This is a genomic window from Anaerocolumna jejuensis DSM 15929 (genome assembly GCF_900142215.1).
Lineage (GTDB): Bacteria > Bacillota > Clostridia > Lachnospirales > Lachnospiraceae > Anaerocolumna > Anaerocolumna jejuensis.
In genome coordinates, this window is the sequence record NZ_FRAC01000022.1 from 1 (window position 1) to 26,608 (window position 26,608).

A 26,608-nucleotide genomic window follows, 5' to 3' on the forward strand; every position below is an offset into this window, starting at 1 on the left:
TTGCATACCGCAGACTTGTCTGCGGTACTGCCATAGATAATGGAGTGTGAAAGTGCTTTTTCTTTCACGCTTTGCTCCCATTGCATACCGCAGACCTGACTGCGGTACTGCCATAAATAATGGAGTATGAAAGCGCTTTTCTTTCATACTTAGCTCCCATTGCATACCGCAGACCTGTCTGCGGTACTGCCATAAATAATGGATTGTGATAGCATTTTTCTGTCACACTTCTCTACGCCGATAGATACGGATCATCAAAAAAGTACAGACCGCTGCTTCGAGCAGCAGTACGATAAAGCAGGCTGTGGTAGAAGCAAAATATAGGCTGAAGCGATTGTAAAACGCCGTCTGAATTTCACCTACTGGAGTATAGAACTGATACAGCCAGCGAAAAATCATTGGAATTGGCATAAGTGTACCTGCATTAAACCCCAAAGGCTGCATCAGAACCGCATCGCTGAAATGCATGGCATAATTGAGGAGTGTATAAAAGAATACAATAATTACGGAAAGAATATAGCTTTTATTAAACCAAATGACCAGCACAATGCAAGGCAGGGCTGCCGCCCACAAAAGTATCCCCGTTGCTGCTGTTAAGGCAAATTGCAGATTAAAATCTGTCAGCGGAATATGATACAAAAGGGATATTCCCGTATTGACCACAAATCCAACAATCTGAAATACAACGGAAAAGATCAGAAGCACTAACAGCTTTACAAATACCAGCAGCTCTTTCGAAACAGGGATGCAAAGCAGGTTCTTGAGGGTATCATTGTCCTGCTCCGAGAAAAACAGATTGGCAGCCAAGATAACCAGCAGCGGCATCAGCAGCAGAAATCCACTGCCTTCATGGACGAAGCTGATCATATCTGAAAAATTTGTACTTGAGCTTCCCGCTACCAGAGCTGAACCCAGGATAGGGAAAACGAATGCGGCCAGCACCACAAAGGAGACGAATTTCTTCCTCTTTAGCTTCTTAAATTCACATAAAAGCAAGTTACGCAATGCCCTCACCTCCGGTTATACGCTTGAAGTAGTCCTCCAGGGTATCTTCACAGGTGTGAGCTTCGGATACCTCCAATCCGTTCTCAATGAAGGCACGGTTTAGTGCAGCCACAGAAAAATTGTTATTATATAAGCGCAGACTATGGTCATTTTCCACCGTAAAGTTTTTGGCTCCGAAGTTTCTCTCCATAATTCTGGCAGCCTGTGCTGTGTCGGAAACTACAAAATGAATGTATTTTCCATTTTTCTCTTCCAGCTCGGAGAGGCTTTCTTCCTCCAGCAATACGCCATGGTCAATGATTCCAATGTCATCCACCAGCAAAGAGATTTCTGAAAGAATATGGCTGGAGATCAATATGGTTTTTCCTTTCCCATCGCAAAGCTCCCGGATAAATGAGCGCACCTCGGCAATTCCGATTGGGTCAAGCCCGTTGATTGGCTCATCCAGGATCAGCAGCTCCGGATCATGCATGATAGCAAGGGCAATGGCTAAGCGCTGCTTCATACCAAGAGAGTATTGGGAGAACAGCTTTTTATCACCATAGGGAAGTCCCACGACCTCCAGGGCGTCCTTGACAGCAGAACGTTTAGTAACACCTCTAAGCTGGGCAAATATTTTCAGATTTTCCGTACCTGTCAGATTCGGATAAAATCCCGGTGCTTCAATTAAGCTGCCAATGCGGGGCAGAATTTTCTTTTCGTTTCCCTGAATGCTTTTACCAAAAACTTGAACTTCTCCGGAAGTAGGTCTTGTCAGATTTAAGAGCATTTTCATGGCTGTGGTTTTTCCTGCACCGTTTCTGCCGAGCAAGCCATAAATGCGGCCCTTTTTAACATGGATGTTCAGGTTTGCAACACTTTTCTGCTCTCCATATTGTTTAGTAAGATTTTTTGTTTCAATTATAAAATCACTCAAATTAGGAACCTCCTTTTCTTACTGGAATCAGTCTAGCATGTCAACCTTGCAATAACCTTGCCATAACCTTGCATTAACCTTGCAATTTATGTAAAACAAAGGATTGCAAAATGAAGCTCTGCGGAGTATAACCTGCCTCACACACCGGTTGGCCGACATCTGGCATGATTTGTATGCTAAAATCGTACATAATATGTTCGTTTAAAGCATACAAATCATATCATCTGTCTGTCAAACAGTTTATTGTGCCAAGTTATATTCCGCAGAGCTTCATTTTACAACAGCCTCTTCTCTCAAGAATCCAAAGGAAAGAAAACAGTAAAAATCGTATATTTGTCTGGTTCGCTCTGTACAGTGATTCTGCCATTCATTTTTTCCACCATCTGCCCGACAATGGCGAGCCCTAATCCACTTCCTTTATTGGACCGTCCTTTATCACATTTATATAACCGTTCAAAGATGTGCTGCAAATCTGATTTTTCAATACCGATTCCATTGTCTTCCACGAAAATTTTGATATCCGATTCTGTTTGGGACATCTCAATTTTGATTTGCGAAGCCTGACTATGGTTCATGACATTCTGTACTAAATTATTGATAATACGGGCATACCCATCTAAATCCACTTTTGTTAGCAAGGGTTTATCCGGAAGCTCGATTTCATAATTCAGCTTCTTTTCTTCAAAAATAGGAATCCAGTCCTTCAGAATATTGCGTGTCAGTTCCGAAAGCTCTACCTGTTCGATGGATAAGGAAAATTCACTGGAGTTCAGTTTAAACCAGTCAAATAAAATATCAATATATTCTTTCAGGTCATGGGCTTTGCGCCTGGCAATTTCAAGATAATTCTCGCGTTCCTTTCCGGTGACGACCCCTCTGTGAACTGCATCCAAGTAACCCAGCAACGTAGTAAGAGGTGTTCTTACATCATGTGAAAGACTGGTCATAAGCTGACGATTGGTCTCATCTGCTGCCCGCAGCTGTGAAAGCTGTTCTTCATAGGCGTAAACAATTTCGTTCATTTTAAACGAAAGCTCTGCGGTAAGCTCATTGTCTGCGGCAAGGATTTTTCGATTGCCGTTTCCAGCCCAAATATCATTCAGGGCATCTGTCATATCCCTAAGCTGCCGTTTTACACCAATCAGTTTTAGGAAGCAAACTATACTAAACAAGAAGGCAAGGCAAAATAATATGCCTAAAACTACATCCAGAAGCATAACCTACACCTCCTTGTTAAAGCGATAGCCAATCCCTTTTACCGTCTGGATGTAAAGCTGTGTTCCGGAGTCAGGTTCAATTTTTTTCCGGAGGCGGCTGATGATAGCCATAATGTTGCTGTCATCATATACATAAGGCTCACCCCATACTTCCTCATAAATCTGCTGCTTTGTCAAAATCCTCCCCTGATTTTTCGCACAGAACAGCAGAAGATTAAATTCTTTTGGCGGCAATTCAAATGTACCATTTTGCGTTGTAACACTTCGGCTGTCAAAATCTATGGTCAGCCCTTTGTAAGAAAGCGGCTGTGAATGACTGCCCGTTGAATTAAAACGTGTATATCTGCGTATCAAAGAAATAATTCGGGCAATCAATTCTTCCATGTCAAAGGGTTTTGTTAAGTAGTCATCCGCACCGGAACGAAGCCCCTGAACTTTTGACATGCTGTCATTTTTGGAAGTCAGCATAAGGATGGGGATGCTGCTTGTCACCCTTATTTTCTCCATTGTCTGAAATCCGTCCATTCCCGGCATCATCACATCCAAAAGAATAAGCTGGTAATTGTTTTTTTCCAGCAGTGCCAGTCCGTCCGTACCGGAATAACAGTAATCAACATTTATTTTCTCTTTTACTACACTTTGCTTAATTAAGGCGCATAATTCTTTGTCATCGTCAATCACTAGAATATTGTAATCCAAGTTCATCCTCCTCGTATTTATTATTTTTTTCTTTCGTAAGAGAAAGGCAAAATTATTTTTTGTGTTCCTTTAGTCTGTTTATCTGCAGGTTATGGTGTATTCTTTAGAAGTGCCCATGCATGACCGAAGTGAACCGCTCCGTCAATTCTGCTTTCGCACAGAGCTTTTGTATTCTTCGCTTTGAGATTCTTCATTTATAAGCTGCCCGCCTTGTGGAATATAATATGCACATATCTTCCTCCATTTTACATCTATGACTTTTAATGTATACGCCATTGAGAATAAAATCAAGCAAATAAATCTTAACTTTATCAGCCGCTCAGTCCCCTCACTTTTTCCTTAATAGTAGTGAGGGGCATTTTTTGAAATATTACAATTCGCATATAGACTTCGGCAGCAGCTATGGGTATACTGTGGTTACAATACTAACATACTTCTCGCTTATTGTAACGGGCTCGTGTACCACGATTGATATTGGAGAAATCCGAGAGGAGAATGGCAGAAACACACAGAAATTCATTATATATTACAACTATCTTGGGTAAAACGTACTTTCTATCTTACTCATGGTAGTTGTACAAAGATTATTTAAAATGATTCGGAATAGGAGTGAATAACAATTTGAGCAGCACAGATTATAATAAATGGGCAGAGAAAAGAGTGGATGAATTAATTCATTCCCAGGTTAAAAAAGATAATTGTTATGATGAAGAGCTAATACGGGAATATCTTATTTTCGCTCAATATAGTAGAAAAGGAGATGCGTTAATAAATTTTTTTAAAGAAAACAATAACGATAGCAATTTGTTTAAAGTAATAATTAAGATTTTATTGGATGAAAGCGAAGATTATTCAAATGATGCAAGATATTCAGCAGCTGGAGTAATACATCTATTCAATCTAGAGATACTGAGAAAACATAAAAAAGAGTTACTTTATGCACAAAAATATGAATTAATAAATTTACGTCCATTCTCAGATAAGAATATTCCAAATTGGTTACATGAAGGCATCAGTAGCGAAATTTAATTATAAAGAGGAATTGAGACGCCCTCTTTATATTTGAGAATTGCTACGGCAGAGGAAGTTACTCAAGCGATATAAATATAAAAATATGGATTCCAATACCCCATGAAGAAAATGTAGCATTTAATGTAAAGGAGAATGATTTCAAATGGGTAATATACAATTTAGTATACATGATTATTATGATATGTTAAATCTACATAAAGCTCTTTTAGAGGCAAAATTTCATGAAAATCCAGAAAATGCATCTGTTCCGGGCAGTCCTATCGTTGCAAGACTATATAATGAATTACTGGATAGACTGGCAGAATGCGAGGCGGGAAAAAAAGGTAAGGAAAACTGGACAGAATGGAGAAAAATAAAAAATCAGAATTTTTACAAGGAAAGAGCAATCAGTAATATTATCCAATTTAGTCAATGGAGAACTTCAGATTACCAGCAGAAAGCTAATTTAATCCACAATTATTTCAGCCCGTTTACCTATACAGAAGATGAATTATCTGAACTGGTTTATGAAATTGATAACAAATTTTAAGTGATAAAGCTGCAAAAGAAATCGATGATTTATGGAAATAAGAAGTGATATAAGTAAGAATTGTTGTAATTATTTTAATTAGATTACAGAGGAGTAGATCTCAAATTAAATTTTAATAATTAAAGGAGAGATGATATATGCAAGAATTAGCTAGAGAAGAGCTTATCGAACTTGTGAAAAAAATTATGGATTGCGATGGTACGGAGGAGGAAATTGACAATATGATTCTGGAACTTGAGGAAAATGTTCCTCACCCGGAGATTAGTGATTTAATATTTTGGGGAGAAGATAAAACAGCAGAACAAATTGTTGATATAGCTTTAAATTATAAGCCTATTATACTATAAAAAATATACGACCGTTTTTTTCTATAGTTTGTCCAATCGAGTACAGGAGACTATTAGACTTGTAAGATATATGTCAAAAGAACTTTTAAAGTGGGGAGTAGATATAGGTTTAAGTTCAAAAGATATAGAAATAAAAGAAGCAGCTGAAGATTTTAATTATACTTTTAATAAAAGTACAATGATTTTATTAATGAAAAGATGGAGGAAAACGGTGGGGATAAGCTCAAATGAATTTTATATTAATTCAATTTCAGTCAGTATAAAACAGGATGATTCTAAAAAAATTTTGAGTTATAGCGATGGACAAATTAATGAAGAATTGTTAAATTCTTTAAGATTTAGCTTAGATAGAGGAATGTTATACAGATTAGAAATGTCAAACACTGGAACGGATTTATCCATGAGTTTATTTTGTGAAAATGGTATTTCTTATTTTGGAATAGTGGAAGTTTGTGTTTGATAAAGAAATTATTTATGTTTATTGATGAAAACTCAAAGGGAACATATACCTCAAGTGATGTTTATAATAATATTGTTTATGAGGGTAAATTACGAGAAATGAGTCATTTAGAAATTTTACAGATGTTTGCTGATTTTATTTTATGTTTTATTGATTCTGAGAGTGTGGATATACTAACCGCTGTTGATGAAGCAAAAAAGTATCAGAAGTATAATTATTATGAACCTAATATATTTACAATTTTTATTAAAAACAAGAGCGGTATTACACAAGAAAAGGTCTTCGAAAATATAACAATTAAGTACTAGCTAAATAAAATGGATTATCAGGAATCGGTACCGGATGTGTAACTGGGCTTTTAATGCAAGTGCGCCCGGGTTGCGACCCTAATGCCATCCAAGGAATCCAACCACTATGAAAAAGTCCTCTCAGTCCACTCTCTGGCTGCTGTATTTCGAATAAGTGAAGAGTTTGCCCCCAATCTTTAACCTGCATCCTTTTCGACCCCATGCTTCCTGATGAACATTGTGAAATATATATTGTAATACTATAAAATCAATGATAAGATTATGCAATAAATATCGTTATTTATCCTATAGGAATAATATTAATTGGTAAAAATTACAAAAGAAATGCAATGAGGACTCTGACGTGAACAAGCTGCTGAATGCAAAGAGGCTTTTGCTGCTGATAATAACAATTACGTTGTTACCAGCTATTATAACCTTTATCAGTCAAAAAGAGAAAGAAATGCCTAAGGGGCAAAAGGGATTTCTTGACTTGAGCAGTTGGGATTTTAATCAGAACGGGAGTGTTAAGCTGGATGGAGAATGGAGATTTTATCCTAATTTACTGCTTACACCCCAGGATATGAATAAATTCCCAACGGCATCCGAACATGTCCAGGTTCCGGGCAGGTGGAGTAAAGGAGAGTTAAAAGGTATTCAAAAGGATGATGGTATTGGTACCTACCGGTTAAAAATTCGAGTTAATAATGATTTGGATATTATGGGAATAAGAATAAAGAATATCCGCTTATCCTATAAAATATTTGTCAACGGAAAAGAAATGGAAAGCTGCGGTAATCCGGCAGCTGATGAAAAAAGCGGGTATGTTGCGAATAATCTGCCTATGACTGTATTTTTTCCTTTGAATAGAGAGAATGAAAATACTGGCACAATTGATTTGGTGATACAAGTTGCCAATATAAACTATTATAACGGCGGAATTATCCAGAGTATATATTTGGGGAAGCAAAAGGATATTACATGGGAATATACCAGAGAAATCATAATGGATGTTTTGATAACAGCCTTCCTTCTTTTGACAAGTACTTTTTGTTTTGTAATCTTTTTGAGAAAAAAGGATGAGAAAAAGTTATTATATATGGCGGTGGTTTGTATTAGTCTCGCATACATTACAGCAACGGCTAATGCAAAAGTCTTCTATATGCTGTCAGATTTTACACCCTATTTAATGGATATAAAGATCAGGACCGCCTCTGTTGCTGTCAATATTATTTTTTTATGCTTATTCATTCGAGAAATGAGCAGGGAGCTTTTAACGGCAGCCTACATAAAATTAATTGTGAGCATCATGATTTGCTGTATGGCTGTAACTTTAGCGGTACCCTACGGATTGATGGTGGTTTTTGAAAAAGGGGTAACAGCTATCTATCTATTGACATATTCCCTGGTGGCCCTGCGGATGGTCTACTGTATTATAAATAAGCGGCATAAGGGAATTTCCAGAAATGCAGTCATTTTTTTGATGTTTTTAGACCTGCAGTTTATAAATGAATATATTTCGTCCATCCTTTATTATTCCTCTGTGGTAAAAAGCTTTTCAGTTCCGAATTTAACGTATATATTATTACTTCTTGGTCTGTGCTACTTGTTTGCGGATCAGTATTTGAAAGCATATAAAGATATAAAAATAATGAATGAAAATCTGGTTGCTGCAGATAAAATAAAAGATGATTTCTTAGCTTATACCTCCAATGAATTTAAATCACCGTTGTATACCATTACAAATATAACAAGGGGCTTATTAAACTTAGAAGCGGATATTTCTTTACAGAACCGGAAGGATGATTTGCTGTACATATCAGGTATTACAGAGAAAATGTCAGATTGGGTAAATGACATGATAGATTATCAAAACCTGAAAAATAATAAGCTGAAGTTAGTGATAAAGGATTTTGATATTTATGGGCTGGTAAATGCGGTCCTGGAAACAGTAAAGTATATGAATAGGGATAATGCCGTAGAATTGTTGAATGAGATACCCCAGGGACGGTATTATGTTACGGCAGATGAAAACAGGATGGAACAAATCATCCATAATCTGATCGGTTATTCCTTAAAGGGTTCTGTGGATGGCTGTCTTAAAATCAATGTGCAGGAGTCGAAGCAGAATATCCATATCTATTTATGGAGGACCGGCAAAGAGATGGATGATTACGCTCATAATGAACTTTTAAAGGAATATATTCCTGAGACCAACAGTGGGGCAGAGGGAAATGTTCCAACTGAAATTGGTATATATGTTTCAAAACTTCTTGCAGTCAATATGGGCGGAGATATCTGTATAGAATCCGAAGGAGAGAAAGAATCAGCCTTTGTTATAAGGCTTCCTAAGGCTCCAAAGGCAAGAAAGTCCGAAAAGGTCCGCAGTACTATAGCAGCTAAGTCAATGATAAAAAAGGGTGCTGTACCTTATTGGGAATGCCCTAAAACGGTAGAAACAGAGCTTAAGAAAACAAAAAAGCCTAAGATTTTACTGGTGGATGATGATAAGGTCAGCATTAAGTTCTTATTTGATATCTGTAAGGATGAATTTGAACCTATTGTTGCCTATAATGGTGTACAGGCACTGGAAATTATTCATAGCGACAAGAATATTAAGCTTGCATTGGTTGACACTGTTATGCCTGATATTTCAGGCTATGAAGTATGCAGGCGGATAAGAAGCCGGTATACCTTATTTGAACTTCCAGTCCTGCTTTTAACCGTGAGAAATGCTACGGAAGATATTGAAACGGGTCTGGAGGCAGGCGCCAATGACTTCCTAGTAAAGCCTTTTAATGCAAAAGAGTTAATCAACAAGGTAATAACCCTGAGAAAAATGCAGGAAGCCCTGCAGGATGCCATTAAAATCGAAACAGTATTTTTGCAGTCTCAAATTAAACAGCATTTCTTATATAATTCCCTTAACAGTATTGTTTCTTTGTGTTACAGCGATTCTGAGCGGGCAGGAAATCTGCTGGGAGAATTGAGTCACTATTTGCGCAGCATCCTGGAGATTGACCCTCATCATTCCTTTATTGAATTAAGAAAGGAAATATCCCTGGTCAACTCCTATTTAGAATTGGAAAAAGCGCGGTTCGGCCAGCGGCTGCGGATTTTATTTAATTATGACCCGGCTGTAGAGGATTATCAAATACCTGCTTTTCTAATTCAGCCTATAGTAGAAAATGCAATAAGACATGGGGTAATGGGAAGAATGGCCGGTGGAACAGTGGCAATCTCCATTAAAAAGCAATTAAAGGAAATTGTAATAAGCATTAAGGATGATGGAGTAGGCATAGAGGAGGATAAATTGCAGCTTTTATTAAAGGATACGTCGGATGGCAGTATCGGATTGAAGAATGTAAATAAAAGGCTGGAGAATGAATATGGTGAAAATCTGCATATACAGAGTGCAAAAAATGAGGGCACCTGTATAACAATGAGAATACCTGTATAAAAAAAAGGAAGTTGCATAGATGGTGGCTATTGTTATCGATGATGAAGTGTTAGCAGCAGAGCATATAAGCAGACTATTAAGAAAATCAGGATTCACGGTCTATTGTTTTACAAATCCCTTTGAAGCATTAGAATATGACCCGATAAGATATGCAGATGTATTTTATCTGGATATTGAAATGCCTGAGATCAGCGGACTTAAGCTTGCTGAAAATATACGTGATGTTAATATGGATTGTGAAATTGTATTTATAACAGGGCACAATCAATATGCCCTGGAAGCCTTTGATGTAAGTGCCTTAGATTATCTCTTAAAGCCGGTTACTCCGGGGCAGGTCGAAAGGTCCATCGAACGTATTATAAAAAGAAGAGGGAATAAACAATCTATAAAGGAAGGTAAAAGGAATAATAAAACGTGTGTAAAGGTATCTTTGTTTGGGAAAACATCCATTTATAGAGAGGATGAAAGCAAAAGCCTCAGGTTTATGACAGTTAAGGCGGCAGAAGTTTTTTGCTTTATGTTGTTACAAAAAAGGGGTACCGAGGTATCTAAGTGGAAGCTGATGGATGAAATCTGGCCGGATAAGGATGTAAGTAAAGGTGATATAAATTTGCGGAGTACAATAAGCAGATTAAATAAAACCTTCCGGGAGAATGATATCCAAATAGCATTGAAGTCCACAAGAAACGGCTATCAACTGGAGATATCCGAAGAAATAAAAGCAGATGTATTCCTATTGGAGAATATAGCTGATATAAATTATCTTATAACAGAGGATAATCTGCTAACCTATGAAGGGATTATTCTAAGCTATAATGATATGCTATTAGAGGACTTTGACAGCGGATGGTGCGATATGTACAGGACACTGTATCATAGGTATTTTAAAATAGCAGCCCATAAGCTGATTGATTATTACAGAAAAGGGCAGCAGGATTCACTTCGGATATTAAATATTGTAGAAAGGCTTACCAGGTATGAGCCTTATGATGATGAAATAAGGGAGCTTGCATTTAGATTATATCACCGCAGTTACGGCAGGTCAGAAGCTATGAAATATTACCGGAATTATACAGAGCTCCTGAAAGAAGATTTGGATATGCAGCCGGGAGAAAAGCTAAAGGAATGCTATCAGACATTAATACAGGATGCTTAATAAAAAAACATGGGAGATAAGTCCAGATACTTATCTCCCATATTTTTTTGTATCAATATTTGATCGAGGTGTCAAAAGTTAATCTTAGCTTTTAATTCTGTATAATTAGAGTGCAAAAATGCAACGAAGCATCTTTCATAGAGCTTAGTATATTTTTATTATCCAAGTATATATCCAATAAACATACTATTGACTTATAATATCTGAATCATACCTATGATTCCCCCAACAAATGCCCTGTATCCATAGAAAACAGGCAGTTTGTATAAAATAGAAAGCTTCCTGCGCCTATGGAAATGTATTAGAAGTCCTTTTTTCTGAAGCTTTTGTGCTATATCATCAAACAGATTGTCTGAGCTTTGCGAGTTATCTATTTGATGATATATCCAGCACAAAAGCTTCAGAAAATTAGGACTTCTTATACATTGGAATCGAAGCAGGAAGCTTTCTATTTTATACAAACTGCCGTCCCCTTGCGAAAAACTGCTCTTTGTCAGCCTAATCTCATATCCATGTTACAAAATCCACCTTTCCCCGACAGAATAAGTTATATTGCAACAAATTTGCAACAGTTAGTCTGATAAACTCTTTTTGTAGAAGTTCTGTAATCATGTGAACTGACTACCTGGAAAAAGTTTGCACATGAGGGGTGTGCAGCGTATTTTCCGGCAGGAAATCATGGCTTTAAGCCGGTGCAAATAAATGATATGTCATCTGCCCCGACTGGCATATATTAAATTTTAAAGGAGGACTCATGAAAAAATTATTAAAAAAATCTATATCATTTTTTCTGTCCCTGTCATTAGTACTGGGACTTGCAACAACTCCATCCATGGTTGCTAAGGCGACTGCTTCGGGCGGAGAGACTACCACCTTTGATAATTTTGAGGAGGATGTTGATTTTATCCGTAACCAATCGGCACAAAATGGATTGTCCTGTGATGTGAATGGATATAAATTTACAATGTATACGACCAGCGATCTTCCGGATAGTAGTTTATCTGTGGAATATAAGCTAATCGGAGGAAGTTATGGTAAATATCTAAGAGCGTGGATTGATTGCTACCCAGATAACGACGAGGTAGACAGATTAATACATAAGCTTGTAATATCACGGAGCGATGGAAAAAGCTTTGATCTTGACTCTGTTGTTCTAGCTTACTGCGATGTATATACGTCGTATACCGATATAAAGCTGACGGGATACAAGAAAGACATTCCTGTTGATGATGCCATTGCAAATCAATCAGGAAATTCAATAAAATATAAAGAATATAGCGGCGGAGATAACCTTATATATGACTTATCAGATAAAAGTGCTTTTAAAGGAATTGATTCCTTCGTAATCTCCGGAGGCCTTTCTTCAAAAGTTAATGTAGGTTACTTTATTAAAAGCATCACTGCCAGTGAACACCAGGAAACCACAAATACAGCACCCACTGCAAAGAACGTAAATATAACACCGGATAGCTATGGAGAGTATCTGGATGGCATTTATGATTTTCAGGATGCAGATGGGGATGATGAAGGGGAAAGTTCCTTTCAGTGGTACCGAAGTGATGATTTAAACGGTACGAATGAAACAGCAATTTCGGGAGAAACTGCCAAGCGATATATCATACAGGAAGAGGATTTCAAGAAATACCTTCGGTTTGAAGTGACTCCAAAGGATGCAGGCGGCCTTGCGGGAACTCCTGTAAAAAGCGGTTATTTTGAAATTATGCAGTATAATAATCCGGTTGATGCAGAGCTGAATGCTTTAAAGGTAGCAATTGAAAGCTATACAGCCGGAGGTAATACAGGCCTTTTTCAGGCAGAGGTAAACAAAGAAGATAAAACGGTAACTGTAACAGGAATTGCGAGTATGGCGGGCCAAACCCTTGCCCTTACTATTCCGGCGGGTGTAAAAGTAATATGGGATGCCAATTTTAACGGGAATGGGAATGACATTGTGGACTTACTGCGTATTAACGGCGCAGGATCATTTGAATTAGGTGAGAATGGTGCTCTTACAATGGTTGATTACAGTGGTCTGTATGATCACAATGCCTTAAAAGCCGGAGATGAAATATCCAGTATCCTTATAAAGGGAGGGGCAATAGATGTACCTTCCGGTCACGCAATTTACACTTCAGGAGAAAATACTTCTGTTGAAGTGTCAGGCGGCGGTTTAAACAGCTTTAAAGGAGATACCATTTATACAGTCGGCAGCCATTCTGTTGTTAAGATTAGCGGTGGAGGTGTATATTCATCGGATGGTGCATCCATCAATTCCAATGGGGATGTCCTGATTAGCGGAGGAAAGGTTGACAACAATAAAGGCTGGGCTGTTTATTCCGGAGGTAATGTAAGCATATCCGGCAAGGCTTTTGTTACTTCTGGCCAAGGTGTTGCAATTGAACTGAAAAAAGCCGGTACTATTGAGGTGATCGGCGGAATAGTGTTTGCCTGCTCCGATATGAATTCAAATGCCGTGAGTGTGTATAAAGTACCTAGATATTCTCAAATTCTGACCGGAGAAGGTTATGGTACGATGATATCCTGGGAGAGAACCAACAAAAATGTAACTTATGCATATGGAACTAAAAAGGATTTATACATTTTTAATTCAAAATCAGTAGTTAAGTGGACAATTGAGAATAACAAGCCTGGAATAATGGTTGATAATGGTAACTATAAAAGATTTATCCCAGTGCTTAGTGTTACCGTAACAGGCGCACCGGAAGCTCCTGTAAACCGCACAGTCACCTTTGAGTATGGTGATCGTGACCCCATAAAAGAATCAGTGCCGGATGGGACAAGTCTTGGAAGTGATATCTGGCCTGCTGACCCGGTAAGGGCTGGTTACACCTTTGAAGGCTGGTACACTGGAGAAAATGGCAGCGGAACCGCTTTTACCTCCAATACGGCAGTAAATACCGATATCATAGTCTTTGCGAAATGGGCACCTGTTACCGAAAATCCGGGCAATATAACAGTGACTTCCGTAACAATAAAATCTGCACCTGTTAAAACTACCTATCATGAAGGAGAAGCTCTTGATCTTAGCGGACTTGTGGTAACTCTTAATAAAAGTGATGGCAGCAGTGAAGATGTCCCCTATGAAGATTTTGGTACTAAAGGTATCACAACTAATCCTGCCAACGGAAAAGAGCTTATAACAGAATCTTCCGTTGTTATTATTACATATACGACAGATAACCGGGATGTACTTCAGAAATTGACAATTACACCTGCGGGTGCCGAAAATCATACAGTTACCTTTCAGTACGGCGGACTTGATACTATAACAAAATCGGCGCATGACGGGACAGGCCTTGGAAGTGACAACTGGCCTGCGGACCCGGTAAAAGCAGGCTATACCTTTGACGGCTGGTTTACGGGAGAAAACGGCACCGGCAGTGCCTTTACTTCCGGGACAATCATAAATGCCGATATAACGGTTTATGCAAAATGGACTGCTGACATAATCGAAAGTCCGGGCAATAATAATCCCGGAACACCATCAACCGGAACACCGTCAACTGGTACACCGTCAGCTGGTGCACAGACAGCCGGCACAGAGCAGATTACTGTTGATGTAAAACAGGGTAATACAAATAGTATTGCATCACAGATTACCATTGAAAGAACCACCAAAGAAAACGGAGAGAAATCAGATAAAGTAACCTATCAAAGCGATAAAGCTGCTGAGACGGTGCAAAAGTTAAAAGCAGAAGGAAAAGATACAGCAAGAATTGTAATACCCGATGAAAAGGATGAAGTATCTGAGACAAGGGTCAATGTATCAGTTGCATCTTTAGAAACTTTAGCTGATGGGGGAATCAGCCTTCAAATTGATACAGAGGAAGCAAAAGTCAGTCTGCCAAAAGAAAGCGTTAAAAGTGCCAGTCAGTTATTAACAGACGCTCTCTACTTCCGTCTGGTGCCGGTTAAGAATGATGCGGAGAAAAAAACAATCTCTAATCAGGCAAGGCTTAATGCAGCGCTGGTAAGCAGCAACACGAACGCTGCGGTATCCGTTATAGGCAATCCCATTACAATTGAGACTAATATGCCCTCCGCTGATACAGAAATAATTCTGCCATTGACAGGTATCACTATTCCGGCCAGTACAGCAGCCAGAGAAGATTTCATAAAGCAATTAGCAGTATATATTGAACATTCGGATGGTGATAAGGAGCTGGTACAGGGAGAACTTGTAGAATACAAGGAAGGTCTATATGGAATACACTTCCATATTACAAAGTTTAGTACCTTTACGGTAGTAAAAACAGATGCCTTCTTAAAATCTGCAGCAAAAGAAATCACCAGGATTACGGTACCTTCAAATGCCGTGATTAAGGGAAGCAGTATTACTGCATCCGTATCAAATGAAATCAGCAGTTTAACTGTAAAAGCCGCAGTAAGTAAAAACGCAGCGTGGAAGTTATATACGGATAAAGCCCTTAAAAAGGAAGCAGCCAAGGGTAAGCTGGTTCTTAAAACCGGTGTTAACACAAGTTATATTAAAGTAACCGCACAAAATAAGACGACAAAAGTATATAAATTAAGTATTACAAGAAATAAGTCCGCTAAAGCAGTTATTACAAAGGTATTAATACCGGAGAAGGCAGCAATAAAAGGAAATACCATTACTGCCGCAGTAGCAAAGGAAATGACTTCTCTTACAATAAATGCCAAGGTAAGCAGTAAAGCTACTCTAAAGCTCTATAGCGATAAGGCTTTAAAGAAGGAATTACCAAACAGCAAGGTTGACTTAAAGGAAGGTACTAACACCGTATATCTTAAGGTAACAGCTGAGAATGGGACCTCAAGTAAGGTATATACACTAAAAATTACCCGCAAAGTCCAGGTATATAAGAGCCATGTCAATCTTGGTTTAATCGGCAGCAAAGATTATGCCAATAATGTTGCTGAAATATTTGAGCAGGATTATAAAGGTACCAATGTTGTAGTTGAGAAAAAAGGGGAATATTACCTGGTATCAATAGACTTTAAAGACGAAACAGCAGCTAAAACAGCCTGTGAGGATATGATCCGCAGGGGATATATTATTAACTATTATTTTAAGTAATCAGGATATAGCACATCAATAAAGAGTCTATACCATGAATAAAAGGGTGTGGTTCCGCTGGAGCCACACCCTTTTATACGTAAAAACACAGAATTTTCCTCGCTGTGTATTTTATGATATAATTTATATAATAATTTATTGTTTGGGAGGATGTATAGTGATATTAAAGAAAATCATATTAGAAGGGGATTCTAACTATGAAAAAGAGCATAATTTATTTCCAATTAGATGGAAGTCTCATCATTTAACAGAACTCTTTATGGAATTATGTCCCAAGTTAGACTTGGACGGAAATGGAAAGTTAACGATTTTTGCCACAAGAAATCGAAGAGAAAATGCTAAGAAATATAATAATTATAAGGAGTTTCATGTTTCTTCCTACTATTTAGAAGAAGAGCAAATAAATAATTTAGAACTTTTAGACTTAGAGGAAGCTGAGAACTATATTCTGGATATTATCGAACAAGTATTAACTGATATTATAGAAAGAAATAGTGGTGACGAGGAAAAAAATAGCATAATGAAAGCAACAATTAATCTAATATTGGAAGAGGACTTTTCACTAAAGAAGAAAATTAAGACATTATCAAAGAAAGAAAATAAAGGGAAATATAACGCAGAAGTGTTTAGGTGCCTGGATAAAAAGCTGGGTGAGGCATGGTGTGTAGAAATTCACTCTGGTACTTCAGGCCAGACTAGAGTTGAGTGGTTAACAAGCAGACCGGATTATTTGGATAGAAGAGATTATTTTAAAAAATCTAAATGGGAAGATAATAAATTTGTATTAACTGATAGATTAGGAGCAGATATTGCAGCAATTAATGTTGAGAAATAAAAGTAATTAAGGATATAAGAGCAATCGTTAACAAGAGGTGAATTTCTAAAATGCAGGATGAACTTATTAAAAAGCTTGAAAAACTAAAAAATATTAACAAAGAGAAAAATACGAGTAAAGAAAGAGAAAATAATGTTCTATTAAAAGAATGCATCGAAGCATTACATGATTATGGTTATGTTTTGGATAATGAAGCAGAGTTGTCGGTATATAATAATTTTAAAAATACGTTAATTTTTGCTCCTTGGGGTATTGATCAGATGGAGTGTATCGGTCTGTAACAAAAGAATAAAAAATAGAGAGGAATTTCCATATGATTAATGAAGACATACAACGTATTAAATTAAAGATACAAAAAGAAGGAGTAATAACAAAAGGGCCCATTTCTATACACGAAATTAAAAATTTGAAAATAATTATAATCTTATTTTACCGGAAGAATTAGTCTTGTTTTATACAGAAATAGGGAATGGATGTGAAATGATTGATGGTTTCTATTTAAAAGGACTTGAAGAACTGGAATTTGATGAAAATAAAGTAAAAGAAGAATTTAAATTTACAAAATATTGGATATGGGAAGATGATGAGGTCAATGACCTCCTTGATAAAGTAGGTAGTGGGAACATAGAGCTTATTGACATAGGAGATAGTCAGAGCTGGAATATTATAATAACTGGAGAAGAACGAAGCCAGATGTGGTTTTTTACTGATGTTGGAATTCAGCCATGTGCACCTAAACGCAGTTTTATATCATGGTTTGAATATTGGTTAGAGGGAAGCGATAATTATTTTGGAGAATTTGAATTATAACAGATGGGATTTTAGTTAATTAAATGGAGGAAATAAATGAAGGTAACACTAAATATGATACGATTATCTGGTGTTAAGTATACATGGGAAACTATTTACACGGCTTTAATAAACAATTTCATGGAGAACAATGAAGTTGAAATCTATGCTGCTGAATTAATAGGAGCAGACGATTATGAGGAGAATGATTTTATTAATGATTTAGCATGGGGAAGTATGGTAAAAGAAGAAATAATTTCATCAATAATAACTGAGAAATTAATTTCTGATTTAGATTCATTTGAAGAAGCTGAATTGAAGAAGATTAGATATGCAATATTATTATATTTAAAAGAAGAATATATAAACTCTGGAGAAGGTCTGTTAAATAAATTAGCAGAGGTTTATGCAGATTTTAATTATCCAGTAGAAATGAGTACTTTATATACTATATGCCAAACAATGAATTTGCAGCTAATAGGGATGATGCAGAAGGTAATATGGTTTCAAATTTTAAGCAGTATCTAGAGGAGTTAAAAAATTCATTTAAATTAAATGCATAAATGATTTGGAAAGAAAGTTGGGAGTAAGCTCCAAAAAAGTGCTCAAGATATAATTGATAAAGAAAATTCTGGTAAAATAAAATATGCAAAGAGTTATCATGGACGTTTGGGAAAAGAATTGGAAGCAAATATATTATCTAATCCAGATGCCGTATATGTTGCAGGAAATAAGTCACAAAATTTATATATACGAAAGGAGATAATGTGGTAATTGTGGAGAGTGCTGGTAGTTCAAAAGGAAATGTAATTACAAGCTATGGTCCAGATGGAGCAAGAGGAAACAGTGGTGCAGCGATGATGCTATTGTGAACGGGAGAATTCCAACACCAAGTGGCGAAACAATGCCACCAGCAACACAAATTTACCCATAACTCAATATGAAAGTAACTTTAATTGATAATTTAAAGAGTAAAATAGATAATTCTCATGTAAGGTGGCATTTATCTAGTCAGGAGATTTGGATTGGACAGGAAAAAAACTATTATGAGATAGAAGAGTCTATAGGAAAATCATATGGCAGTTTCAATTGGTTATTTTCTGGAGAAGATACAATCTTATTTGATAAGGAAAATTTAGAACTTAAATCAAGTGTTATAAAAGTTAATGAACCAATAAATGTTACAACAAGAAATTTAGAACTGTTTAATATTAATAATAGAGAAGGAACTATTAAATTATTTGAACCGAGTAATGCTAGTTGTGAATTAGGTGACTATACAATATATTATTCAAATGAAGATGCTTTGGTTTCATCTAGAGGAATGTTAAAAGTAGATGATCAAACAATTGTATTGGACATAACTAAGGATTTTTCTTTTATTATAAAAGAAGACGAATTAGCAGGATGGATTTTAAAAGATTCAAGTAGACATCTAGTAGGAGATGATATGAATTGCATTGATAGTGGGTCCCACTCTGTTGACTTTATTAAGACTACACTAGTAAAATATTTAATATTAATTGAAAGTTTAAATAAGGAATTAACAATTGATGATGAAGAAAAACTCATGAATGATTTTAAAACATTATATGAATGCTTAGAAACCTGTACTCTGACACCTGTTGTAGTAATAAAAGAAAGTATTTTAAACATTTTAGATTTTATGTAAATTAAAATAGTTCTGCTGGTAAGAAGTTTAAAGATTACTTTATTAGACATAAGAAATGATTAGATGGTGAATAGATGTGTAAAATCAGTGAGGGAAAAGCAAAATCCCAAGCTTTATTCTGCGTAATGCGTAGGTTAGTCAACATCATTTATGGAATGATGGAAAATAAGACGGAATACCGTGAGCCAGTGGTTGAAGAAGGGCAGTAAATGGCCTATTTAAGGGCAAGGAAAAATATGGTATACTGTTTTTCGGAGGGAATGAAAAGTTTCATTCTTCGTAAGTATAAAGGAAGATGATATGATTAAAGATTTGTTAGAGGAATTCATTAAGCAAATAGAAGAGTTATCGAAAGCAAATGATAAAAAAGATTATGTTAGAGATAGTTGCGGATCTTATTTAAAGAGTTCTTATTTAGATGATTTAGTTACTGAAACTAGAGAACTTATGAAATATGGAGAATATAAAATTGCTCTTGAAATGATGTTAGATAATCTGGATGAAGTATCAATAGTTCTTGATGAAAAAATGATTCATTTAGCTCGACGGATGATTGGGAAGACGGATACGGTAGAAAGGTGATACATATAGTTCTATTAAAATTAGTATTGCTGTTGATATGGATACAGTTGATATATATTTTGGATATTCTGGAAAGAAAGGGTATAATTCATCAAAACCAGATTATATGTATGGAGCTGGTGCGGATATAGACGGTATTTTCTTGAATACTAAGACAGTGAAAATGGGAGAATATGCTCCTCCTTGTGATAACTGTAAAATAACATTTAATGGTTTTCTTATGCCATATGGAGAACGTTATATGAATGATATTACATTAAAGAGGTTAGAAGAGTCGGGATGGTTTTTGGAAAGAAAAATTAATATTGAAGAAATTAAAGAGTTATATGAACAGAGGGGATTTAAATTGATTGATATTGTACAGAGGTTTCTGGAGAATTACGGAATGTTGGAGTTCAGATTTCCTAAAAAAGGGTCTCCTTTTAATACAATAGAAATGGTAAGTTTTAATCCTTTTTCTGCGCTAGGTAATAATATTAGAAAAGATTTTTTTAATGGCCTATTAGAAGAATTTCCTGAAGCAGCAGAAATAAAAGAAAATGAGTTTTATCCAATCGGCGAAATTGCTAGAGGTAATATGATTTTATTGATGACTAAGGAAGGGAAATTTTTTAGTTATACGGATGGATGCCTAGTAAAGAATGGAGAAAATATTAGCGAAATGCTAGACTGTGTAGTTGGAGAAATATGCCGTCCATATATTTATGATTAATCTTTCATTTCTATGAAGTTGCTGGTACAGGGACTAATCGGTTGTAAACAAGATAGGTGGGAGAAATTACAGAGAAGAGAAAATATGCTAAATGTGGAATATCCGAAGATATATAGATTTACTGGAAACAATCCAGGAATGTGGTAAGGTAGCGATTTATCTGGATTTGGACAGCTCCTTAGATGAAACGAAAGGGATGGATATAATGAGTGAAATAAGGGAACAAAATGAGAAAAGATACCAAGACCTAATAAAAGAGGATTTATTAGAGAATGCTATTTTATGTGAAAATATTTCCGATGAAAATTTTTTATGGTGGATAGATGAAGCGTTATATTGGAGAAAAAAAGGGATTGAGATAAGAGAAAGTCTCTTTGGAAAAAAAAGTTTAGAAAATACTCCTTATTATGATAAAATTGTGAAGCTTCTGCTTGAAAAAGGAAGTTATAAAGAAGCAATCAAATGGAATAAAAAATCTGCTGATATAAAAATTAGAAACAAAGGGGAAGATACCTCTGAAATATTAATTAATGATTTGTATTTTGGAGAGAGTATGTTATTGTTAAAAAAATATGATGAAGCTAAAGCGTTTCTTGATAGTGCATATGTTGTTTTGGATAAAAATGTAAGTATAATAGATCAAGAAGTTTTATATGAGTCATATTTAGAACTGGAAAATTTATATAGTCGTTATAATTCTTGGGCAGACCGTTCTGGGATGAAAGTTGACGATAGATGTGATGATTGTGGAATGAAAGCAATTATAACTTCAAAAAAAATTTATGGAGAAGATTCTGTAAAGACAGCAGAAGCAATGAGATGGAAAGGCATAACAACAAGAAATAATCAAGAGACGTTAGAGTGGTTTAAGAAATCTATAAAAATTTATTTAATTGTAAAAGATAATAAAAAATATGCTCAACAGATATTTCGTGATGTGCGTCAGAAATTGGAAGGTCAAAATCTATTGAACGAGAAAACGGTAGAAAGTTTAAGATGGTTTTATGAGAATTCATCTGAAGAATTTGTAATGAAAGCAATTGATGAGTTTGCGGAAGGTGATAAAATCAAAATGAAAGAAATATTGAATTTGGTATAAATAACAAAGAGATTTGTGAAATCATGGGCGACAAGTATATAAGATTTGAAAAGCAATACATACCGGGATTTACTAATGGGGATACTCGGGCACAGCAGATACGTTTACAAATCAGGGAGCTTGTGACGAGAACAAAGATTACGATTAAAAGATTAAATTCAGAAGGTGGTATATTTGAACGATAGCTTAATAAGAACAATTAATTCAGCCAAGCAAAAACTGAAAGAAAAATCTCAATCAATATTGTTTGGTGATTTGGCAGATGGGGAAAGCAGCATTCCTGATAACTTGAATTTCCCTAATTATTGTGAATTCCTTAAAGTTTGTAACGGTGCACGCTGCGGAGATATTGATCTTTGGAGTATTAATGAGCTTTTACAAAATCAATTTTACATAGTTGGGATGGACGGAGGTAAAGATGTATGGTTATGCATTGGACAGGTATTATATGAGCCTCTTATGCTTAATAAACAGGACGAAAAAGTCTATCTTTTTAGAAAAGATGAATTGGATAATACACCTATATTTTGTTTCGAAAGCTTTGGTGACCTGATGGGAAATTATGTATTTGGAGAAGGGTATAGGGATATAGTGCCAAATTCTGAAAAGGATGAATGGTATATTTTTTTAGAGGAAAATAATTTCTTCTTTTAATAGTATTAACATGTAAACGGATAATAAGTAAAAATGAACCAGGTATACTATTGACTCCAGGGAATCAGCTTTCAAAAAGTACACCTGTTTGATTTGGCTTTATGTTTAATGCAAATTGGTGTGATGATGAGTAGACATATTTTGAATCTCAATAAGAAGGAGTGAAAGAAGATATTGGATAAATTGACTTAGAAAAATATATTAGCGAAAACGAAGTAATTGGAAATAGAGTGGGTATGTTGCCAACAGAAATATCTGAAGTTATGCAAATTGGAGCAGTTTAATAAAAGGACAATCGTTTTATAAAGAGTTAAGCAATGAATAATACCTATTGACAAAATGTGGTTTATATCTAATGATGAGGTCAATAGGCAGATTATATCAATCTATGCCATAGGAAAAGAAGAAAAGAAGAGATAGTGGGGCTTATATGAAAATAAATTATTCAGAAGAATGGATAGAATTCACACAAAAAAAAGAAGAATTTGAAAGTGCATCTTTTTATTACAATAATAATGTAGATGAAGACAAAAAAATAAGCGATTTAAGAAAAGCTTTAAAAGAAACAGATTTACTAAGGCAATTATCTGTAATACGAATGATGGGAGAGGGCTATATATTCCCTGATTCGATTGAGCTGGTTCTCGAAGAGGTGGTGGAAATTGCAGTAACCGGGCATGAGGAGTGTGCTGGGTGGGCAGGAATTGCATTGAATCATTTAAGTAAGGAAAAGTGGAAAAGCAGGATAATTGAATTAATCACTTACTATACAGAGCGAAATAGAGAGGATAAGGCAGTATTTCATTATTCATGGCTATTATTATATAAACTTGGATTTAAACATGCGTTAAAAGAATACATAAAAAAATATAAAGCTTATATGGAAGGGGAACTGGATGAAGAGGATTTATCAGAAATAGATCATATTGAGGAAGGATTAGAATAAAGTGCTAAATTTAATATTAAAAAAAATAAAGGAAGATAAAATTATATCTGGCAAGATGTTTAATAAACTTGATATAGATGAGCTTTTAGATCTGAGGGATGAACCGGCATTTGATTCAGAGTGGATGAGAGTTTTCAACCAAATAAAGGAACTATCATGTTCTGAAACAGATATGCAGATAATTGATAATATAAGAAAAGAGTCATATTTAAAAGCATATCAAGCGTCAAATTCTAGTGAAATTGCAGGCTGTGTATCAGATGATTTTGACTTAATTGCTAAAGCCTATATTTTATCAATCAATGATTGGTGGTTGAATTCCGTCATATTGATGTATGCAAATGATAATTTTCCTTGCGGAGAAGTAAAAATATTAAAAGCTGAAATTAATGAAGCATTTAGTAACTTAACTAAATAATTTTAATGGTATTAAAAGGTTTAAATAATAATTCACGAACCAGAACGCCTGTAATTAAGAATCATTTAGGTAATAATTGAAAGGAACATGAATGTTGGAAGAATTAATTAATTTGTGTAAGAAAGTAGTAAGATGCTTGGTTGAAGATAATTTTAGCTGTCTTGAACAAGATAATGCTTTAAGCAGAGTATCAGAGGAAGATATTAAAAGAGTGCTGAAAGATTATGGTGGTTTAATATCTATATTGCCTGATGAAGCGTTTGCAACAAATGCTTTTGAAGTCTATCGTTACAATGATAATTCAGGATATAGTATTGATTTGGATTTATGGATTAATAATACCAGAAGTGATTTAACGTTGAAATTGGATGTGAAAACTGATGATTGCAATAAAATTTTATCTTATAGAATTTTGGATATTTTGGTAATGTAAGGATTACTAAGAACATTATGTTAATTCTTAGGAGGTATTATGATAAAAACAATTTTTCATACACCATGTGGTGATATTATAGAAAATATTGATTTAGAAACAATGAGAAGATATTTAATTGATGAATTTAATAGTTACTGGTCACAAGGGAGTGGAGATGGATTTATTGATTATTTTGTAGACAATCATAAAATATCAACTATGATGTTAGGGCCAAATGAAGAATATGGGATTTATTTGCATGTGATTGATTATAAGTCTGATGAAGAATGGTTGTCAATTTATAATAAAAATTTATTAGAGGAAGTTGTCGAGACTGCAGATGAAATATATGCATCAGTTGGATTGTTCTTACCACTTGAATTAGCTTGGCAAGGAGTAGAATGCTTTTTAATTCATGGTGATTTATCAAAAAAAATAAATTGGTCACAACCAGATATTATACCAGATGGAGGGAATTGGTAATGGTAATAAAGTCAATAAAAAAATTGGATGCACAGGACCTGATTTTATGATTCACAATATATCATGGGAGCAGCTTAAGCAATTTACATTAAATTTCAAATATGTTGATATCATAATGTTTTTAATATTACCGATGGTATATATAAGTAAAAGTGAAACCGATGAATTTATTAAATTCATTGAAGAAAAAATGCCATTATTGCCTTTTGACAGAGAAGATAGTTCACTAATAAGTAATTGTGTGCTTGAAAATCTTATTTTATAATATTGGCTATTTCCAGTAAAGCCCATGCTTATTTTATAGAAGGGATTGTATTATGGATAGGGACGAAGCATTATATTTGTTGAGTTTTCATTCTGGAAGAAATCCGGATATTGAAAATCCAAAATGGGGACAGGGGTTCCTGGCTTCATTGAGAAAGTATAGTAGAATAGACAATGAAAACAGTTTTATTGAAGTTATGGAATGCTTAAAGGTGATAAAGGAAGATTTTAATAAGAATGAAGTGAGCAGAGACCTGATAGCAGATTTATACGGGATATTTTATTATACAAATTTGTGGATTGGAAAGGGAGGAATTCTGGAAAATAGACTGACAGAAGAAGAGCGAAAAAAAATTGATATAAGAATGAAAATATATTCATACGTGTTAGCTTCTCTTCTGGATTATAGTGAAGAAGGGTGGCAAGAAGCAATTGGAGAATATGAATACTATTTGCTGGGTTATACCAACTATGATTGATTGAAAAAGCACGATAACGAAAGAAAACCAGGAGGAGTTATGAATAGGAGATGCAGAGAGTTCATTGGTTGGGCACGAGATAATGGTTGGGATATAATTACCAGATCTGAAACTGGCTTAGAATTGAGTGATAGTATTGCATCAAGGTATAAAGAAATTCCCGAAGGTTATCTGGAGTTTTTAAATAAAGTTAAACAATGTATAACACCCAGTCAGAAAACATGGTTTATATGTGAGGATGAGTATAATAATAGCTCAGATATTGCATTTAAGTGGAATGAATTTGAAGAATTAAGCCTGGAGGCCGCAGAAGATAATAAAGAATGGAAAGCAGAAATAATATCCTGGTGGGATAAACATTTGCCGATAATTATGTCAGTTGGTGAAGGATATTCATTCTATGCGATTGATTTAGCCAATAATACAGGAGCTATTGTACAGGGATTTGAGCCGGAATTTGAAGAGGTAGAAAAAATAGCAAATAATATTGAAGATTTCTTTGAATTAATTATTACTAACAGAATAGGTCTACTGTAAAAAGGAGGATAGTAAAAGTGTTAGAAATAACAGATTTAAAAAGAAGATTCCTGAAGCTAATGATACAAGATGGTATCAATGAAATTCAATTAGAAGAGCTAGAAAAAACATTGAACATAATTTTACCAAAGGATTTCAAAGAAATAGCTTCCTTTTTTAGCGGAGGTTCTTTAGGTATAATTGATAACTATAATTTTGCTAAAACCTGTGAAGGGGGAAATATAGTTGACGAAACCTTAAGGTTAAGGGAAGCCATAAATTTACCTGCAAATTTCATTGTGTTATCAGAACCGCCGGAGAGTTTAATTGTAATGGATTTAAAAGAAAAGCCATCAATTATCTGGTGCGATGCTAATGATGTCTCAAATCTTGAGCATAAGTCTTTTTGTAATGAACCCAATGTTTGGGAAGATTATAGTGAATATTTTAATGAGTTGCTCACAGACGAAGAAGAGGATAAATTGAGTTGAATTTGAAATTCGAAATACTACATAATGGTTATTAGTAAACAGGATATATAAGGAAGCAGGAAATAAGA

Annotated in this window: 29 protein-coding genes; 25 read left to right on the top strand and 4 right to left on the bottom strand. The window is 35.2% G+C overall.

The window, feature by feature from the left end:
- Positions 1 to 222: 222 nt before the first annotated feature.
- The 4 genes from BUB77_RS19455 to BUB77_RS19470 all read right to left on the bottom strand — a co-directional run bounded on the left by BUB77_RS19455 (position 223) and on the right by BUB77_RS19470 (position 3,843).
- On the bottom strand, positions 223 to 1,005 hold the full coding sequence (locus BUB77_RS19455; protein WP_084124483.1) for an ABC transporter permease: 783 nt from the start codon (positions 1,003 to 1,005) through the stop codon (positions 223 to 225).
- Positions 998 to 1,921: an ABC transporter ATP-binding protein gene (locus BUB77_RS19460; RefSeq protein WP_073278523.1), complete on the bottom strand. Its 924-nt coding sequence runs from the start codon at positions 1,919 to 1,921 to the stop codon at positions 998 to 1,000. The genes BUB77_RS19455 and BUB77_RS19460 overlap by 8 nt, the downstream gene beginning before the upstream one ends.
- 293 nt (positions 1,922 to 2,214) lie before the next feature.
- Positions 2,215 to 3,138 (bottom strand): sensor histidine kinase, encoded by a 924-nt coding sequence (locus BUB77_RS19465; protein ID WP_073278524.1) that lies wholly within the window; start codon positions 3,136 to 3,138, stop codon positions 2,215 to 2,217.
- A gap of 3 nt (positions 3,139 to 3,141) precedes the next feature.
- Positions 3,142 to 3,843 carry a response regulator transcription factor gene (locus tag BUB77_RS19470; RefSeq protein ID WP_073278525.1) on the bottom strand — a complete coding sequence of 234 codons (702 nt, stop codon included), beginning with the start codon at positions 3,841 to 3,843 and terminating at the stop codon, positions 3,142 to 3,144.
- Positions 3,844 to 4,458: 615 nt separating this feature from the next.
- On the opposite strand from BUB77_RS19470, the gene BUB77_RS19475 reads away from it, so the two are divergent.
- The 25 genes from BUB77_RS19475 (at position 4,459) to BUB77_RS19605 (ending at position 26,540) form a co-directional block, all read left to right on the top strand.
- Positions 4,459 to 4,866 carry a hypothetical protein gene (locus tag BUB77_RS19475; protein WP_073278526.1) on the top strand — a complete coding sequence of 136 codons (408 nt, stop codon included), beginning with the start codon at positions 4,459 to 4,461 and terminating at the stop codon, positions 4,864 to 4,866.
- Between the two features lie 145 nt (positions 4,867 to 5,011).
- Positions 5,012 to 5,398, top strand: a complete 387-nt coding sequence (locus tag BUB77_RS19480) for a hypothetical protein (RefSeq protein ID WP_073278527.1) — start codon at positions 5,012 to 5,014, stop codon at positions 5,396 to 5,398.
- A gap of 137 nt (positions 5,399 to 5,535) precedes the next feature.
- Positions 5,536 to 5,745 carry a bacteriocin immunity protein gene (locus BUB77_RS19485; RefSeq protein WP_073278528.1) on the top strand — a complete coding sequence of 70 codons (210 nt, stop codon included), beginning with the start codon at positions 5,536 to 5,538 and terminating at the stop codon, positions 5,743 to 5,745.
- 70 nt (positions 5,746 to 5,815) lie between these two features.
- Complete coding sequence (locus BUB77_RS19490; RefSeq protein ID WP_073278529.1) at positions 5,816 to 6,205, top strand: hypothetical protein; 390 nt, start codon at positions 5,816 to 5,818, stop codon at positions 6,203 to 6,205.
- Entirely contained in the window at positions 6,202 to 6,513 is a 312-nt protein-coding gene (locus BUB77_RS19495) for a hypothetical protein (protein ID WP_073278530.1), read from the top strand. Before BUB77_RS19490 ends, BUB77_RS19495 begins: the two co-directional genes overlap by 4 nt.
- Positions 6,514 to 6,856: 343 nt before the next feature.
- Positions 6,857 to 9,952 carry an ATP-binding protein gene (locus tag BUB77_RS19505; protein WP_073278532.1) on the top strand — a complete coding sequence of 1,032 codons (3,096 nt, stop codon included), beginning with the start codon at positions 6,857 to 6,859 and terminating at the stop codon, positions 9,950 to 9,952.
- Between the two features lie 19 nt (positions 9,953 to 9,971).
- Positions 9,972 to 11,108, top strand: a complete 1,137-nt coding sequence (locus BUB77_RS19510; protein WP_073278533.1) for a response regulator — start codon at positions 9,972 to 9,974, stop codon at positions 11,106 to 11,108.
- 754 nt (positions 11,109 to 11,862) lie between these two features.
- The gene (locus BUB77_RS19520) at positions 11,863 to 16,185 is read left to right on the top strand and encodes an InlB B-repeat-containing protein (protein WP_073278535.1); all 4,323 of its coding nucleotides are present in this window, start codon (positions 11,863 to 11,865) and stop codon (positions 16,183 to 16,185) included.
- A 157-nt stretch (positions 16,186 to 16,342) separates the two neighbouring features.
- Positions 16,343 to 17,020 (top strand): hypothetical protein, encoded by a 678-nt coding sequence (locus BUB77_RS19525; protein ID WP_073278536.1) that lies wholly within the window; start codon positions 16,343 to 16,345, stop codon positions 17,018 to 17,020.
- 50 nt (positions 17,021 to 17,070) lie between these two features.
- Positions 17,071 to 17,301, top strand: a complete 231-nt coding sequence (locus tag BUB77_RS19530) for a hypothetical protein (RefSeq protein WP_073278537.1) — start codon at positions 17,071 to 17,073, stop codon at positions 17,299 to 17,301.
- Positions 17,302 to 17,467: 166 nt separating this feature from the next.
- Complete coding sequence (locus BUB77_RS19535) at positions 17,468 to 17,830, top strand: hypothetical protein (RefSeq protein WP_073278538.1); 363 nt, start codon at positions 17,468 to 17,470, stop codon at positions 17,828 to 17,830.
- A 36-nt stretch (positions 17,831 to 17,866) separates the two neighbouring features.
- Entirely contained in the window at positions 17,867 to 18,337 is a 471-nt protein-coding gene (locus BUB77_RS19540) for a DUF2247 family protein (protein ID WP_084124484.1), read from the top strand.
- A gap of 412 nt (positions 18,338 to 18,749) precedes the next feature.
- Complete coding sequence (locus tag BUB77_RS19545; RefSeq protein WP_073278539.1) at positions 18,750 to 19,481, top strand: hypothetical protein; 732 nt, start codon at positions 18,750 to 18,752, stop codon at positions 19,479 to 19,481.
- Positions 19,482 to 19,781: 300 nt separating this feature from the next.
- The gene (locus tag BUB77_RS19550; RefSeq protein WP_073278540.1) at positions 19,782 to 20,063 is read left to right on the top strand and encodes a hypothetical protein; all 282 of its coding nucleotides are present in this window, start codon (positions 19,782 to 19,784) and stop codon (positions 20,061 to 20,063) included.
- A gap of 37 nt (positions 20,064 to 20,100) precedes the next feature.
- Positions 20,101 to 20,775, top strand: coding sequence for an SUKH-3 domain-containing protein (locus tag BUB77_RS19555; RefSeq protein WP_084124486.1), 675 nt, complete (start codon positions 20,101 to 20,103; stop codon positions 20,773 to 20,775).
- Positions 20,776 to 20,866: 91 nt separating this feature from the next.
- Positions 20,867 to 21,874, top strand: coding sequence for a hypothetical protein (locus BUB77_RS19560; RefSeq protein WP_073278541.1), 1,008 nt, complete (start codon positions 20,867 to 20,869; stop codon positions 21,872 to 21,874).
- Between the two features lie 174 nt (positions 21,875 to 22,048).
- Complete coding sequence (locus BUB77_RS19565) at positions 22,049 to 22,528, top strand: hypothetical protein (protein WP_073278542.1); 480 nt, start codon at positions 22,049 to 22,051, stop codon at positions 22,526 to 22,528.
- 430 nt (positions 22,529 to 22,958) lie between these two features.
- Positions 22,959 to 23,474 (top strand): hypothetical protein, encoded by a 516-nt coding sequence (locus BUB77_RS19570; protein ID WP_073278543.1) that lies wholly within the window; start codon positions 22,959 to 22,961, stop codon positions 23,472 to 23,474.
- Between the two features lies 1 nt (position 23,475).
- Entirely contained in the window at positions 23,476 to 23,892 is a 417-nt protein-coding gene (locus tag BUB77_RS19575; RefSeq protein WP_073278544.1) for a hypothetical protein, read from the top strand.
- 91 nt (positions 23,893 to 23,983) lie between these two features.
- Complete coding sequence (locus BUB77_RS19580) at positions 23,984 to 24,325, top strand: DUF7668 domain-containing protein (RefSeq protein WP_073278545.1); 342 nt, start codon at positions 23,984 to 23,986, stop codon at positions 24,323 to 24,325.
- Between the two features lie 39 nt (positions 24,326 to 24,364).
- On the top strand, positions 24,365 to 24,790 hold the full coding sequence (locus BUB77_RS19585; RefSeq protein WP_073278546.1) for a hypothetical protein: 426 nt from the start codon (positions 24,365 to 24,367) through the stop codon (positions 24,788 to 24,790).
- Entirely contained in the window at positions 24,774 to 25,055 is a 282-nt protein-coding gene (locus BUB77_RS31040; protein WP_073278547.1) for an Imm19 family immunity protein, read from the top strand. The genes BUB77_RS19585 and BUB77_RS31040 overlap by 17 nt, the downstream gene beginning before the upstream one ends.
- A 52-nt stretch (positions 25,056 to 25,107) precedes the next feature.
- Entirely contained in the window at positions 25,108 to 25,533 is a 426-nt protein-coding gene (locus tag BUB77_RS19595) for a hypothetical protein (RefSeq protein ID WP_073278548.1), read from the top strand.
- Positions 25,534 to 25,572: 39 nt separating this feature from the next.
- Positions 25,573 to 26,070, top strand: coding sequence for an SMI1/KNR4 family protein (locus tag BUB77_RS19600; RefSeq protein ID WP_073278549.1), 498 nt, complete (start codon positions 25,573 to 25,575; stop codon positions 26,068 to 26,070).
- 17 nt (positions 26,071 to 26,087) lie between these two features.
- Positions 26,088 to 26,540 (top strand): SMI1/KNR4 family protein, encoded by a 453-nt coding sequence (locus BUB77_RS19605; RefSeq protein ID WP_073278550.1) that lies wholly within the window; start codon positions 26,088 to 26,090, stop codon positions 26,538 to 26,540.
- Positions 26,541 to 26,608: the final 68 nt, after the last annotated feature.